This is a genomic window from Micromonospora sp. NPDC005806, from assembly GCF_042871425.1.
Classification (GTDB): Bacteria; Actinomycetota; Actinomycetes; order Mycobacteriales; family Micromonosporaceae; genus Micromonospora.
Map to the genome: position 1 here is coordinate 207,203 of NZ_JBIAIL010000005.1, position 14,640 is coordinate 221,842.

Annotated in this window: 12 protein-coding genes; 8 read left to right on the forward strand and 4 right to left on the reverse strand. The window is 74.6% G+C overall.

Features of this window, described 5'->3' with window-relative positions; genetic code table 11:
• Positions 1-49: 49 nt before the first annotated feature.
• Positions 50-952, forward strand: coding sequence for a sulfurtransferase (locus tag ACFYOS_RS08860; protein ID WP_387137234.1), 903 nt, complete (start codon positions 50-52; stop codon positions 950-952).
• Between the two features lie 65 nt (positions 953-1,017).
• Here ACFYOS_RS08860 and ACFYOS_RS08865 read toward each other — a convergent pair whose 3' ends face one another.
• On the reverse strand, positions 1,018-1,593 hold the full coding sequence (locus ACFYOS_RS08865) for a TetR family transcriptional regulator (protein ID WP_387137237.1): 576 nt from the start codon (positions 1,591-1,593) through the stop codon (positions 1,018-1,020).
• A 101-nt stretch (positions 1,594-1,694) separates the two neighbouring features.
• Here ACFYOS_RS08865 and ACFYOS_RS08870 point away from each other — a divergent pair, with 101 nt between their 5' ends.
• Together ACFYOS_RS08870 and ACFYOS_RS08875 are read left to right on the forward strand one after the other, a co-directional pair.
• Complete coding sequence (locus tag ACFYOS_RS08870; protein ID WP_387137240.1) at positions 1,695-2,861, forward strand: FAD-dependent monooxygenase; 1,167 nt, start codon at positions 1,695-1,697, stop codon at positions 2,859-2,861.
• 69 nt (positions 2,862-2,930) lie between these two features.
• Positions 2,931-4,571 (forward strand): esterase/lipase family protein, encoded by a 1,641-nt coding sequence (locus ACFYOS_RS08875; RefSeq protein WP_387137243.1) that lies wholly within the window; start codon positions 2,931-2,933, stop codon positions 4,569-4,571.
• Here ACFYOS_RS08875 and ACFYOS_RS08880 read toward each other — a convergent pair.
• Complete coding sequence (locus tag ACFYOS_RS08880; RefSeq protein WP_387137246.1) at positions 4,543-4,971, reverse strand: hypothetical protein; 429 nt, start codon at positions 4,969-4,971, stop codon at positions 4,543-4,545. The two genes, ACFYOS_RS08875 and ACFYOS_RS08880, sit on opposite strands and share 29 nt — an antisense overlap.
• 29 nt (positions 4,972-5,000) lie before the next feature.
• On the reverse strand, positions 5,001-6,239 hold the full coding sequence (locus ACFYOS_RS08885; protein ID WP_387137250.1) for an MFS transporter: 1,239 nt from the start codon (positions 6,237-6,239) through the stop codon (positions 5,001-5,003).
• A gap of 115 nt (positions 6,240-6,354) precedes the next feature.
• Between ACFYOS_RS08885 and ACFYOS_RS08890 the strand changes: the two genes are divergently transcribed.
• The 5 genes from ACFYOS_RS08890 (at position 6,355) to ACFYOS_RS08910 (ending at position 14,163) form a co-directional block, all read left to right on the forward strand.
• A complete protein-coding gene (locus ACFYOS_RS08890) occupies positions 6,355-8,142 on the forward strand; it encodes an HSP90 family protein (RefSeq protein ID WP_387137253.1) in 1,788 nt (595 codons plus the stop codon).
• A 6-nt stretch (positions 8,143-8,148) separates the two neighbouring features.
• On the forward strand, positions 8,149-10,992 hold the full coding sequence (locus ACFYOS_RS08895) for a hypothetical protein (RefSeq protein ID WP_387137255.1): 2,844 nt from the start codon (positions 8,149-8,151) through the stop codon (positions 10,990-10,992).
• An 89-nt stretch (positions 10,993-11,081) separates the two neighbouring features.
• On the forward strand, positions 11,082-11,708 hold the full coding sequence (locus ACFYOS_RS08900; protein ID WP_387137258.1) for a TetR/AcrR family transcriptional regulator: 627 nt from the start codon (positions 11,082-11,084) through the stop codon (positions 11,706-11,708).
• Between the two features lie 98 nt (positions 11,709-11,806).
• Positions 11,807-13,144: an acetyl/propionyl/methylcrotonyl-CoA carboxylase subunit alpha gene (locus ACFYOS_RS08905; protein ID WP_387137261.1), complete on the forward strand. Its 1,338-nt coding sequence runs from the start codon at positions 11,807-11,809 to the stop codon at positions 13,142-13,144.
• A 98-nt stretch (positions 13,145-13,242) separates the two neighbouring features.
• Positions 13,243-14,163 carry a hydroxymethylglutaryl-CoA lyase gene (locus tag ACFYOS_RS08910; protein ID WP_387137264.1) on the forward strand — a complete coding sequence of 307 codons (921 nt, stop codon included), beginning with the start codon at positions 13,243-13,245 and terminating at the stop codon, positions 14,161-14,163.
• Between the two features lie 111 nt (positions 14,164-14,274).
• On the opposite strand, the gene ACFYOS_RS08915 is transcribed toward ACFYOS_RS08910, so the two are convergent.
• Positions 14,275-14,613, reverse strand: coding sequence for a rhodanese-like domain-containing protein (locus ACFYOS_RS08915; protein ID WP_387137267.1), 339 nt, complete (start codon positions 14,611-14,613; stop codon positions 14,275-14,277).
• Positions 14,614-14,640 lie beyond the last annotated feature (27 nt).

The window sequence follows — 14,640 nt, forward strand, 5'->3', positions numbered from 1 at the left end:
TTTCCGGCAGACCGGTTGGCGGCCCGGGATCGGGCGTACCTTGGGGCTCATGCCTGTGCCGAGCGATCCGAATCCCCGCTTCCAGTCGTACGCCGACCCGCAGCGTCTGGTCACCACGGAGTGGCTGGCCGAGCGCCTGGGCGACGAGGGCCTCGTGGTGGTCGAGTCCGACGAGGACGTGCTGCTCTACGACACCGGCCACCTCCCGGGCGCCGTCAAGGTCGACTGGCACACCGAGCTGAACGACCAGGTGACCCGCGACTACCTGGACGCGAAGAGCTTCGCCGATCTCTGCGCCGCGAAGGGCATCGGCCGGAACGACACGGTGGTCTTCTACGGCGACAACTTCAACTGGTGGGCCGCGTACGCCCTCTGGGTCTTCTCCCTCTTCGGCCACCCGGACGTGCGGCTGTTGGACGGTGGCCGGCAGAAGTGGATCGCCGAGGGGCGCGAGCTGACCCGGGAGAAGGTGAGCCGGCCGCGCGCCGAGTACCCGGTGCCGGAGCGGAACGACGCCCCGATCCGGGCGTACCGCGAGCAGGTGATGGCGCACATCGCCGCCGGCCGGCCGCTGGTCGACGTCCGCTCGCCCGGCGAGTACACCGGCGAGATGCTGCACATGCCGGACTACCCGCAGGAGGGCGCGCTGCGCGGTGGGCACATCCCGGGCGCGGTGAGCAAGCCGTGGAAGTCGGCCGCGAACGACGACGGCACCTTCAAGTCCGCCGACGAGCTGCGGGCCATCTACGCCGACCAGCTCGGGCTGAGCCCGTCGGACGACGTGGTGGCGTACTGCCGGATCGGCGAGCGGTCCAGCCACACCTGGTTCGTGCTGCACCACCTGCTGGGGTACCCGCAGGTCCGCAACTACGACGGCTCGTGGACGGAGTGGGGCAACCTGGTCCGGGCCCCCGTCGTGAAGGGCGACCAGCCGGGCGGCCTCGCCCGCTGAGCCCTACCGCTCCCACCGACGGCCGTGGTCGCCCCGCGCGACCACGGCCGTCGTCCGCGCGGGCGTCAGGCCGGGGCCGCGCCGGTCAGATAGCGCTGGATGGTCGGCGCCACCCAGGCGACCAGCTCGGCCGGCGGCGCCTCGACCATCGGCGGCAGCCCGACGATGTACCGGGTGAGGGCGAGGCCGAGGATCTGGCTGGCCACCAGGCCGGCTCGGCGGGCGGTGGTCGCGGGCTCGGTGCCGAACCGGGCCACGGCAGCGCCGAGCTGGTCGGCGAAGATGCCGCGCATCCGCGCGGCCGCGCCGGGGTTGGTGGCGGCCGCCCGGAGGAGGGCGGCGAGCGTCCCGTCGCCCTCCCAGCGGTCGAGGAAGTGCCGGACCAGCACCTCGCCGAGGCGGTCGGTGGGTACGCCGGCCAGGTCGGGCAGGCGCAGGTCGAACTCCGCCGCCGCCGCGAAGAGCCCCTCCTTGCTGCCGTAGTAGCGCATCACCATCGACGGGTCGATCCGGGCGTCGGCGGCGATGGCCCGGATGGTGGCCCGGTCGTACCCGTCGGCGGCGAAGCGTTCCCGGGCCGCGCGCAGGATGGCCTTCCGGGTGGCGTCGGAGCGGCGGGCGCCGGGTGCCGTGTCGGTCATGTCCACGACTGTATGCCAACAAGCGTTGACATCGAAGCCGACCCACGCCTAACGTTGCCAACGAGTGTTGGCAAACAAGCGTTGGCATCCGGAGGTGGGGCATGTTTCCCGAGCACACCGACGTCCTCGTGGTGGGGGCCGGGCCGACCGGCCTGGCGGTGGCCGCGACCCTGGCCGGGCACGGGGTGCGGGCCACCGTGGTCGACCGGCTGGCCACCCCGCCGGTCACCTCCCGGGCCGCCGTCGTCCATGCCGGCACCCTGGAGGTGCTCGACCGGATCGGGGTTGCCGCCCCGCTCGTCAGCCGCGGCCTGCCGGCGAACCGGTTCACCGTCCGCGACCGCGACCGGGTGTTGCTCACCGTCCCGTTCGGCCGGCTGCCGTCCCGCTATCCGTACGCGCTGATGGTGTCCCAGTCCGAGACCGAGGCGGTGCTCGCCGACCGGCTGACCGCGCTCGGCGGCCGGGTGCTCCGGCCGTACGAGCTGACCGGCCTCGCGCTCGACGACGGCGGCGCGACCGCCCGCTTCGCCGGCGGGGAGACGGTCCGAGCCCGGTGGGTGGTCGGCGCGGACGGCATGCACAGCACGGTCCGCGAGCTGGCCGGCATCGACTTCGGTGGGCCGGCCGACCCGGGTGAGTCGTTCCTGCTCGCGGACGTCCGGGTGGACAGCGCGCTACCTCGCGACCAGACCGCGCTCTTCCTGGCGCCGCAGGGGCCGCTGGTCTGGGCGCCGCTGCCGGACGGGGTGGTCCGGCTGGTCGCCGCGGTGGCCGACGCGCCGCGTGACCCGGACGCGGCCCGGTTCCAGGCGCTGCTCGACGAGCGCGGTCCCGCCCGGCGGCCCGACCGGGTCACCGAGCTGCTCTGGCGGTCGAGGTTCCGGGTGCACCACCGGATCGCCGGGGCGTACCGGGCCGGCCGGGTGGTGCTCGCCGGGGACGCCGCCCACGTGCACAGCCCCGCCGGCGGGCAGGGGATGAACCTGGGCCTCCGCGACGCGGTCGCCCTCGGTGACGCGCTCGCCGCGGTGCTCGCCGGCCGCCCGGCGACCGTCCTGGACGGGTACGCCTTGGCGCGCCGGCCGCTCGCCGAGGAGGTGCTCGGCTTCTCCGACCGGCTCACCCGGCTCACCACCCTCCCGCCCGCCGGGCGTCCCCTGCGCGACCTGCTGCTCCGGGCCGCCTCCCTACTGCCCCCGGCCCGACAGCGGCTCGCCGTCCGGCTGGCCGGCTTCGAGCCCGACCGGGGGGCGATCCCGCGTTGACCCTCCCGGGCGGGCCCGGCCGGGGCAGGCTGCGGGAGGGCGGTCGTCGGCGAGCCGAGGGGAGGGGGCGTGGGACGCCTGGACACCCGGCTCGTCGGGCTGGTCGTGCTGGCCGCCCTGCCTCCAGCCGTCGAGGGCGCCATCCTGGCCGGGGTCGGCTTCCGTGCCGCCGAGGGGCTGGCCCCACAGGTCACCGCTGTCTGGCCGTACGACACGTACCACGACCTGCGCTGGCTGCTGGTCTACCACGACTCGTGGCCCACCTTCGTCCTCGGCCTGGCCGGGGTGGTCACGTTCCGGGCGCTGCTCACCACCGGCCTGGTCGCGCTGGCCTGGCCCCGGCAGGTGCCCCGGCCCCGCGTCCGCTGGCTCGCGGGACGGAATCTGGTGCTGACCTCGGTGCTGAGCGTGGTGGTGTCCCCGTGGGCCGCGCTTTCCCTGGCCGCATCGGTGGTCGCCCTCTCCTGGCTGCTGCTCGCCTCGCTGCTACCGCTGTTCCTGCTGGCGCCGTTCCTGCAACGGGCCGCCGTCGAGCGGGCCTGGTGGCGGGGGCTGCCCTCGATCGAGCTGGTCGGCTGGTCCCTGCTGAACTTCGTGGTGCTCACCGTCGGCGGCGCGATGGTCTGGTCCGTGCCAACGTGGTGGACCGCGCCGGTCGCGGCGCTCGCGGGAGTGGTCAACGGGCTGCTCTGGCAGCGCACCGTGGCCGCCGCCCTGCTGCCGCGCCGCCCGGTCCGCTGGGCGCGGGTGCCGGTCGCACCGCTGGCCGTGCTGCTCGCCTTCGCCGCACCGCTGGTGGTGCAGCCGTTGTTCGCAGCCCTGCCCGGTACCTCGAAGAAGGCGCCGTCGTTCCTGCTGCTCGAGCGGCCGCTGCCGAGCGACGTCCGGCACGCGGTGATCTTCCTCGGCGGGCACGGCAGCGCGTACGCCGGGGAGGCCACCGCCGATCCGAACATCCAGTGGTTCTCCTACCGGGGCCTGGACGCGCAGGGCCGGCCCGTGCCGTACGAGCCCCGGGACACCTACCGGTCGATCAGCTCCAGCGTGGCGCTGCTCGCCGCCCAGGTGGACCTGCTGCACCGGCGTACCGGCCGACCGCTGGCGCTAATCGGGCAGAGCGAGGGGGCGCTGGTGGCCCGGACCTACCTGGCCGACCGGCCGCATCCGGCGGTGGACACCATGGCCATGTTCAGTCCGCTGATCAACACGGGCCGGTCCTACTACCCGCCGGAGGACGCGTCCAGCGGCTGGGGGATCGCCGCCGGTTGGGAGTTGCGCGTCCTGTTCGGGCTCGCCGACGTCCTCGCGCGCAGCGGCAGCGGGCCGGACGAGCCGTTCATCCGGTCGCTGCTGGACGACGCGCCCTTCTACCGCACCGAACTGATGTGCCCGGTCCCGGGCGTACGGATACTCGCCTTCCTGCCGACCACCACCGCCACCGAGGCGCCGCCGGGCGAGTACACCGGCATTCCGGTGTTCCAGATGCCGGCGGTGCACGGCGGTCTACTCGGCCAGCCGGTGGTCGAGGCCCGGCTGGTGAACTTCCTCGCCGGCGAGCCGGTCAGTCGGCCGCAGCGGGGGTACGTCCTGCTCCAGCAGGTGGCCGCCGCCTGGCAGGCGCCCCCGCTGCCGTTCAGCCTCAACCCGGTCTGGCGGCGGGAGCGGGTGTCCGACCCGGCCTTCACCGGGAAGGTCTGCGGCTCGCGCTGACCTCGTCGGACCGGGCCCTCGGCCGGGCGTGCCAGAGCAGCCGGAGCGCAGCCACCGCCAGCCCGAGCACCAGCAGGGCCCAGAGCGGCTGGTACGGCAGCACGACCAGATGGATGGCGATGCCGACGATCGCGGCCACCGCCGCCAGCCCGTGCGACCAGCGGCGGCCGGTGAGGAGCAGGGGGCCGGCCGCCACCATCAGCACCGCGGCCCCCAGGTGGGCCCACATCCAGCCGCTCACGTCGAGGCGGAACATCCCCTCCCGGGTCAGCACCACGTACGGGTCGTCGTAGACATCGCTGACCCCGGCGAGAGCGTCGAAGAGGCCCGCTCCGGTGAGCAGCACGGCGGCCAGCATCCGCTGCCGGTTCCGCCTACCGGCGTCGTCCTGTGTCGTCACGCCGCCCTCCTCCCGCCGCCCGTCCCAGCCTAGGGACGGGCGACCGACTCCGTCCGGCGCTCGGCGGCGGAACCCGCCTCGCGCAGCGTGCGCCATGAGGCGGCGGTGACCAGGACGAAGACGCCGGCCGCCGCCCAGCCCACCGGAACCACCCCGTACGCCTGCCCAACGAACCCGGCGAGCGCCGCCCCGAGCGGGGCGCAGGCCAGGCCGACCACCCGCTGGGCCGCGCCGACCCGGCCGAGCAGCTCCGGCGGCACGTGCCGCTGCCCGTACGCGGCCCAGAGGCTGTTCCACACCGTGGTGCCGGCGGCGAAGCAGGCCAGCGTGACGCCCCCGGCCAGCGGGTGCCGGGCCGCCGCGAAGCCGGTCAGCGCCACGGTCTGGGCCAGCAGCACTCCGCGCAGCGCCGGCAGGGTGCCGAACCGCGCGGCCACCCGCCCGGCCCCGAGCGCCCCGACCAGTCCACCCACGACCACCCCGGCCGCGAACAGCCCGTACGCGGCCGCCGGCACCCGCAGCACCTCCAGCGCGTACAGCACCAGCACCGCCATCAGCCCGCTGATGGCGAGATTCGACCCCGCGGTGGCCAGCGTGACCCGCCACAACACCCGGTCCCTCCGCACCCACCGCACCCCTTCGCACGCCTCCCGCCACACCGACCGCCGCCCGGTCCCCCCGCGCGCCCCCGCGCCTGGGAGTGGAGTGACGGTGAGGACGAGGAGGGCGGCCAAGGCGAAGGTGAGGGCGTCGACGGTGAAGGGGAGCGCCGCCGAGAGGGCGAAGAGGACGCCGGCCAGGGGGGCGCCGAGGAAGCCGCCTGCCACCGCCGTGCCGGCCTGGAGACGGCCGTTGGCGGTGGGCAGGGCGGCCGGTGGCACCAGCGACGGCAGCATCGCGAACGAGGCCGCGTCGAAGAGCGTGCCGAGGGTGGCCAGCAGGAACGCGACGGCCGCCAGCGCGGCGACGCCGGCCCGGCCGGTGGCGACCAGCACGGCCAGGCCGGCCACCACCACGGCCCGCGCCCCGTCCACCGCCACCATCGTCCGGCGGCGGTCCCAACGGTCGGCGTACGCGCCGCCGAGCAGGCCGAGGAGCAGCGGCGGGAGCTGTCCGGCGACGGTCACCGCGGCGATCGCCCGGGGATCACGGGTCAGCGTCGCGGCCAGCAGGGCCAGGGCCGGCGTACGCAGGGTGTCGCCGAACCGGGAGGCGACGGCGGCGGACCAGAGCAGCCGGTAGTTCCGGCCGAGCACGGAGGTGGTCATGCCGAGGGACCCTGAGGCCTGAAGCGGGTCGAGGGTCAAGCGGGGAGGAAAACGGGACGGACACCGTCGGCGCCGGCCGGTACGGTGAGCGCCGGAATCCGAACGGGGAGCACGATTGGACCGCACCTTCCAGGTCGACCTCCGCGGCGTGGTCGACCTGCTCAGCCATCACCTCTACGGCAGCCCCCGGGTCTACGTCCGGGAGCTGCTGCAGAACGCCGTCGACGCGATCACGGCCCGGCGGGCCGGCGAGCCGGACGCCCCGGCCCGGGTCTGCATCGAGCCGCCGGAGCTGACCGGCGACGGCACGCTGCGGGTGCACGACACCGGCATCGGCCTGACCGAGGCCCAGGTGCACGAGCTGCTGGCCACCATCGGCCGCAGCTCCAAGCGGGACGAGCTGGGCTTCTCCCGGCACGAGTTCCTCGGTCAGTTCGGCATCGGCCTGCTCTCCTGCTTCCTGGTGGCCGACGAGATCCGGGTGGTCACCCGGCACGCCGACCAGCCGACCGTGCTCTGGACCGGCTGGTCCGACGGGCGGTACGCGGTCCAGCTCGCGGAGCCGGGACAGGCCCGCGACGAGCCCGGCACCACGGTGACGCTGGTGCCCCGGCGCGACGCCGACCAGTGGTTCGGGGTGCCGACCGTGACCGAGCTGGCCCGCCTCTACGGCAGCCTGCTGCCGGTCGACGTCCGGGTCGGTGACATCCCGACCACCGCCGGCCCGCCGCCGTGGCCGACCACGCCGGGCGTGCCGGTCGACCGCGCCGCCCTCCACCGGTACGCGCAGGACGTCCTCGGCTTCGTCCCGTTCGACGTGGTGCCGCTGGCGGTGCCCGAGGCGGGGCTCACCGGCGTGGCGTTCATCCTGCCCACCCCGGTGAACCCGGCCGCCCGGGCCGGGCACCGGGTCTACCTCAAGCGGATGCTGCTCACCGAGCACGCCGACGGGCTGCTGCCCGACTGGGCGTTCTTCGCCCACTGCGTGCTGGACGCCAGCGAGCTGCGGCCCACCGCCAGCCGGGAGGCGCTCTACGAGGACGCCCTGCTCACCGCCACCCGGGACGTCCTCGGCGACCAGGTCCGCGGCTGGCTGGTCCGGCTGGCCAAGCACGACCCGCGCCGGCTCGCCGAGTTCCTCCAGGTGCACCACCTGGGCGTCAAGGCGCTCGCCCTGCACGACGACGAGATGCTCCGTCTGGTCGACCAGTGGTGGCCGATGGACACCAACGTCGGCACCCTCACCCTGGCCGAGTTCCGCCAGCGGCACGGACTGATCCGCTATGCCGCCAGCCTCGACGAGTTCCGCCAGCTCGCCGCCGTCGCGGCGGCGCAGGACCTGGCCGTCGTCAACGGCGGCTACACCTACGACACCGAGCTGATCGAGCGACTGCCTACCGTGGACCGGTCGGTGCTCCTCGAGCGGCTGGAGCCGAGCGACCTCACCACCCGCTTCGACATTCTCGACCCGGCCACCGAGCTGGCCCTGCGGCCGTTCCTGGCCGGAGCGCAGCGGGCCTTGGAACGGCTCGGCTGCGAGGTGGTGGTCCGGGCGTACGATCCGGTCTCGCTGCCCGCGCTCTACCTGGTCAGCCGCTCGGCCGCGTTCCACGACCAGCTCGCCGCCAGCCGCGACAAGGCCGACGAGCTGTGGGGCGGGGTGCTCGACGCGCTGGCCACCTCCGCCCCGCCGGACCGGCCGCAGCTGGTGCTCAACCATCGCAACCCGCTGGTCCGCCGGGTCACCACGCTGACCGACCCGGAGCTGGTCGGGCTCGCCGTCGAGGCGCTCTACGGGCAGGCCCTGCTGCTCGGGCACCACCCGGTCCGGGCGGCCGACGCCGCCCTGCTGAACACTTCCTTCCTCGGCCTGCTCGGCCGGGCCGTACCGGGACAGGAGTGAGGCGGCGTGAGCGACGACGACCTCTGGCGGATGCTTTCCGAGATCGACAACATGCCGTACGGCCCGGGGCAGGTCGCCGCGCTGGAGCAGCTGCTGCGCCGGGCCGACGCGAGTGACGACCGGCACCTCGCCTTCGCCGCCCGGATCATCGGCACCACCGCGTACGTCTACGGCGGTGAGCCGGCCAAGTCCTTCGTCACCTTCTCCTGGTGCCTCGGCGAGTACGACCGCGACCCGCAGCCCTACCACCAGCGCTACACCCACCAGCTGCTCTGGTTCTTCAAGTACATGGTCACCGCCATGCTGAAGTTCCCCGAGCTGCCGCTCGACCGCACCTACGCCGTGCTCGACGACATGGAACGGCGCTACCGGGAGTCGGGGCACACCCTCCAGGCCGTCCACAAGCACCGCTACCTGGTCGCCGCGCACCTCGGCGCGGCGGAGGAGGCGGCGGAGTGGTACCGCCGCTGGATGACCACGCCCCGCGACGCCCTCTCCGACTGCGCCGGCTGCGACCCGACCACCCAGGTCGAGCACCTGGCCCGCAGCGGCCGGCACGAGGAGGCGGTGGCGCTGGCCGAGCCGGTGCTCGTCGGCCGGCTGAGCTGCACCGAGCAGCCGCAGGCGATCCTCACCGCGCTGCTCACGCCCTACCGGGAGACCGGCCGGGCCGACGCCGCGCGGAACGCGCACCGGGAGGCGTACCGGCGGCTGCGCGGGCGCCTCTCCGACCTGTGGGAGATCGCCGACCACGTCGAGTTCTGCACGGTCACCGGCAACGAGGCGCGCGCCCTGGAGCTGGTCGAACGGCACCTCGACTGGCTGGACCGGGCACCCACGCCGGCCGCCGCCATGCACTTCGCGGCCACCGCCTCGGCGGCGCTGCGCCAGGTGCCCGGCGAGCTGACCGTGCACCGGCGGGCGTCCGGTGACCGCCCGGCCGCTGATGTGCCGGTGGGTGCGCTCGCCGAGGAGCTGGCCGGCACCGCCACCGCGCTGGCCGCCCGCTTCGACGTGCGCAACGGCACGGCGTACCAGTCCGGGCTGATCGCCCGGCGGCTCGCCGCCGAGCCGGTCGGCGAGCACCTGCCGCTCTCCGCCAGCCTGCGCCGCCGGCCGGTGCCGGCACCGCGCAGCGGTGGGTCGACCCCCGCCGCGCCGTTGCCGGTCACCGTCCCGGCCCAGGCCACCGCTGACGAGCTGCTGGCGCTGGCGGACGACTGCTGGCGCACGCACCGGCGCGACGGCCTGGTCGCCGTGCTCCGGGCGTACGACGAGCGGTACGCCGACGCCGACCTGCCCGCGGCCACCCGGGCCTGGCGGCTGGAGCTGCGCGCCGGCGAGCTGAACGAGGGCGACGGCGACGAGGTGGGGGCGGCGATCGAGGCCAACCGGGCCGCCCTGGCCGCCTGGCGGGAGGTGCCGGACCCGGTCCGGGCGCAGGTGGTGGCCGGCCGGCTGGGCAGCCTGCTCTGCACGACCGAAGAGGGCGCCGAGGCGGGGCTGGCGCTGGCGCGGGAGTCCGCCGGCCACCTCGCTGCCCACGGCTCCCAGCGGGAGCGCGCCGCCGCCCAGGATCGGCTGGCCCTGGCGTACGTGCACCGGGAGCGGTGGGCGGACGCGCTCGACGCGCTGGACCGAGCCGCCGCCGAGGCGGACGTCGACCCGTGGCTGGCGGGCCGGGTGGCGCTGCACCGGACGCACGTGCTGGAGCAGTTGGCCCGGGCCGAGGAGTTCCGCGAGGCCGCGGCGCACGCCCGCCGGTGCATCCGGGAGTTGGGTGACGGCGAGCTGCTGACCGCCGCCTGCCTGGCGCACGCCCGGTCGGCGGACGATCCGGCCGAGGCCGTCGCCGCCTGCGACGAGGCGTTGGCGTCCGCCCCGGCGGGGGCGCGGCTGCCGGTGCGGGTCACCCGGGGTCGGGCGCTGCTCGCCGCCGACCGGGCCGCCGAGGCGGTGGACGACCTTGCCGAGGCGGTCACCCTCTGCGTCGAGCAGGGGCTGCCGGGGGACGCGCTGCTCCGCTGGGAGCTGGCGAACGCCTACCGGCTGGCCGGGCGGCTCGGCGAGGCCGCCGAGGTGGCCGAGGAGGCGGTGCTCGGGCTGGACCGGGCCGGCGCCCAGGCCGAGGCGGACCGGTGCCGGCACCTGCTGGCCGGCGTCTACCAGGGACTCGGCGAGATCGACCCGGCGCTCGCCCTGCTCGACCAGCTCGCCGAGAACCTGGACGGGCCGGACAATCTTCCGCACCGGGGTCAGGTGCTGGAGGAGGCCGGCGGGATCCTCTACGACGCGGACCGGGACGCCGTCGCGGCGCAGCGGTTCGCAGCGGCGGCGTCCGCGTACCGGCTGGCCGGGCACCCGGTGGACGAGCTGCGGGCCCGGCGGCGGGAGCTGCTCGCCCTGCACTGGTCCGGTGACCTGCCGGCGGCGGTCGCCGCGATCGAGGTGGTCGACGCGGCCGCCGGGGCGCTCGCCTCCCGGCCCGACGAGCCGCCCGTGGTGACATACGAGCGGGCGATGGCCGCCGACGCGGTGGCCCGGGTGCTGACCGCCGAGGACCGGCTGACCGCCGCGCTGGAGCGGGTGGCCGGGGTGCCGGACCGGCTCCGGTCGATCGAGGCGTTCGGTGAGGCGGCGCAGGTCGAGGTCTTCACCGGGGAGCTGCTGCTGCGGGACGGCCGGCCGGCGGAGGCGGAACGCCTGCTGCGGCACGTTCTCGGCGGGCTGCCCGGTGGTTCCCGCCCGGCCACCCAGGCCGCCTGGCTCCTGGCCCGGGCCCTGGACGACCTCGACCGCCCCGCCGAGGCGGCGAAGATCCGCGCCGAACACGGCATCGAGGACGACTGACCCGATCGGCGTCCCGATGGTCGGACCTGAGGCAACCGGCGGGTAACCGGGACTCCACCGGCGTCGCGGGTGAGGTCTAGGCTGGCCCGGTGGCGGTGGAACAGCAGGCGCGGGGTGCGGCGAACAGCGCGACGGGTGCGGGCCGACGCCGGTCCCGGCGGGACGAAATCCTGGAGATCGCGGTCGGACTCTTCGCCGCCCGTGGCTACCACGGCGTGTCGATGGACGACATCGGCGCCGCTGCCGGGGTGACCGGTCCGGCGCTCTACCACCACTTCGCCGGCAAGGAGGCCATGCTGGTCGCCGCGCTGATCCCGGTCAGCGAGGGGCTGCTCGCGGGCGGCCGGGAGCGGGCCGCCAACCATCCCGACGATCCGCGCGGCACGCTGGAGTCGCTGATCGACTTCCACGTCGACTTCGCGCTGGCCAACCCGGCCGTGATCGCCCTGCACCTGCACGAGCTGGACCGGCTCCCCGACGAGCCGCGCCGGCGGATCCGCCGGCTCCAGCGGCTGTACGTCGAGGAGTGGGTCACGGTGTTGACTGCGCTGCACCCGGGGCTGCCGGACGGCGAGGCGCGGGTCCTCGCCCACGCGGCCTTCGGCCTGATGAACTCCACCCCGTTTCTCGGCGGCGAGGTGGACCGCCGCCGCCGGGCCGAGCTGCTACGCGGCGCCACCCTCGCCGCCCTGCTGGCCCCCACCGATCCCGCCTGATCAGCTCATCCCGCGTCACGCGCCGGGGCGACTCGTGGGTGATCGGCGGCTCATGGTTACCTGACAGCCGTCCCAATCCTTGGACGCCGGGAGGAAACATGATCGAGTCGCTGCTGGTCGCCAACCGGGGCGAGATCGCCCGCCGGATCATCCGTACCGCCAAGCGGCTCGGGATCCGTGCGATCGCGGTGCACTCGGAGGCCGACGCCGGCCTGCCGTTCGTGACCGAGGCCGACGAGGCGGTCTGCGTCGGCCCGGCCAACCCGGCGCAGAGCTACCGGAACGTGGCGGCGATCCTCGCCGCCGCCAAGTCGACCGGCGCCCAGGCGATCCACCCCGGCTACGGCTTCCTGTCGGAGAACGCGGACTTCGCCCGTACCGTCGAGGCCAGCGGCCTGATCTGGGTCGGACCTGGCGCGGACGCGATCACCGCGATGGGCGACAAGATCAACGCCCGGAACCTGATGGCCGCGGCCGGCGTCCCGGTCGCGCCCGGCACCACCGACCCGGCGGCCGACCTGGACGCGGCGGTCGCCGCCGCTGCGGAGATCGGCTACCCGGTGATGGTCAAGGCCGCGGCCGGGGGCGGCGGCATGGGCATGAGCGTGGCCACCGACGAGGCCGCGCTGCGCACCGAGTACGACAAGGTCCGCTCGTTCGCCGAGCGGATGTTCGGCGACGGCTCGGTGCTGATCGAGCGCTACTTCCCCCGGGTACGCCATGTCGAGGTGCAGATCCTCGGCCTGGCCGACGGCCGGGTGGTGGCCCTCGGTGAGCGGGAGTGCTCGGTGCAGCGGCGCAACCAGAAGCTGGTCGAGGAGTCCCCGTCCCCGGCGGTCTCGCCGGAGCTGCGTGAGCGTTTCCTGGCCGCCGCCGTGCGGGCCGGCGAGGCGGTCAACTACCGCAACGCCGGTACGGTGGAGTGCCTGCTCGACCCCTCCACGCAGGAGTTCTTCTTCCTGGAGATGAACACCCGGCTCCAGGTCGAGCACCCGGTCACCGAGTACGTCTACGGCGTCGACCTGGTCGAGGAGCAGCTGCGGGTGGCCGCCGGCCTGGCCCCGACCTTCGACCCGGACGCGCTCGCGCCGCACGGGCACGCCATCGAGCTGCGGATCAACGCCGAGGACCCGAAGCGCTTCCTCCCCGGCCCCGGCGCGATCACCACCTGGAACGAGCCGGCCGGCGCGGGCGTCCGTGTCGACTCCGGCTACGTCGCCGGCAACCCGGTCACCCCGTTCTACGACAGCCTGATGGCGAAGCTGATCGTCAGCGGGGCCACCCGTGAGGAGGCGGTGGAGCGGGCGAAGGCCGCGGTGGCCCAGTTCGAGATCGCCGGCCCGAAGAACAACCTGCCGTTCTTCGCCGAGCTGCTGGAGAACCCGGAGTTCCTCTCCGGCGACTACGACACGGGCATCGTCTCGCGGATGCGCTGACCACCCGTTCGGGAGGTGTGCGACTCTCGCGCACACCTCCCGGGTGACATGCTGGAGGGCACCCATCACGTAACACCGTCACAGTGAGGTGACCCCTTATGGCGGAACTGCCGGACTTCGTCTCCATCCGGGAGGTCGGGCCGCGGGACGGACTCCAGAACGAGGACCCGATCCCGACCGACGCCAAGGTACGACTGCTTGACGCGCTGTCGCGTACCGGCGTCAAGCGGATCGAGGCCGTCTCCTTCGTGCACCCGAAGGCGATCCCGCAGATGGCCGACGCCGACGAGGTGTGGCAGCGGGCCACGAAGGCCGACGGGGTGCGGTACTCGGCGCTGGTGCCGAACAGCCGCGGCGCGCAGCGAGCCCTCGCCGCCGGCTTCACCGAGATCGAGGTGGTGGTGTCGGCCAGCGACACGCACAACCGGCGCAACGTCAACCGCTCGACCGAGGAGTCCCTGGACGACATCGCCGAGCTGATAAACCTGCTGCACGGCGCGGGCGCGCGGGCCGAGGTGATCGTGGCGACCAGCTTCGGCTGCCCGTACGAGGGGGACGTCGACCCGCAGCGGGTGGCGGGCATCGTCGACCGGGTGGTCCGGGACGGCGCCGACCGGGTGGCGTTCGGCGACACCACCGGCATGGGTACGCCCCGCCGGGTCCGTGAGCTGGTCACCGCGGTCCGCGACCGGAACGCCCACATCCCGGTGCTGCTGCACTTCCACAACACCCGGGGCACCGCCCTGGCGAACGTGCTGACCGCCATGGAGCTGGGCATCACCGAGTTCGACGCCAGCGTGGGTGGCCTGGGTGGCTGCCCGTACGCCCCGGGGGCCAGCGGCAACCTGGCCACCGAGGAGGCCGTGCACATGCTGCACGACATGGGCATCGACACCGGGATCGACCTGGACGCCCTGATCGAGGCGGCCGAGCTGGCCGAGGAGCTGGTCGGGAAGAAGCTCCCGTCCGGCGTGCTGCGGGCCGGCCCGCGTACCCGCCTCACCCCGATACCCGCCTGAGCTCGGGTCTGCTGAGCGCCGATCAGGAGGTTCGCGTCCGGTACCCGACTCGGGACGGACGCGAACCTCCTGATCGTCAGGGCTCGCCCCGGCGTGCGACGTTGGCGCGGGTCAGTGGGTGAGGGCGCCGGTCTCGATGGGAAGGCCGGCGGTCACCCAGTCCTCGATGCCCGCGGCGTACTTGCGGACGTTGGTGTAGCCGAGGGCGGTGAGGCGGTCGGCGACCCGGCCGCTGTTCGGGCAGCTCGGGTTCGAGCAGTACGTGACGATGGCGGCGGTCCGGTCCGGCAGGAGCGCGGCGGCCCGCTCGGCCACCTCGGCCTCGATCAGCGGGATCGCGCCGGGAAGGTGCTGCTGGACGTAGTACTCCCCGCCGAGCGCGTCGACGACGGTCACGGTGCCGGCGTCGATCGCGGCGCGCAGTCCGTCCCGGGTGATGAGGGTGGTCATGGCAACCTCCACGGTAAATGGACTAGA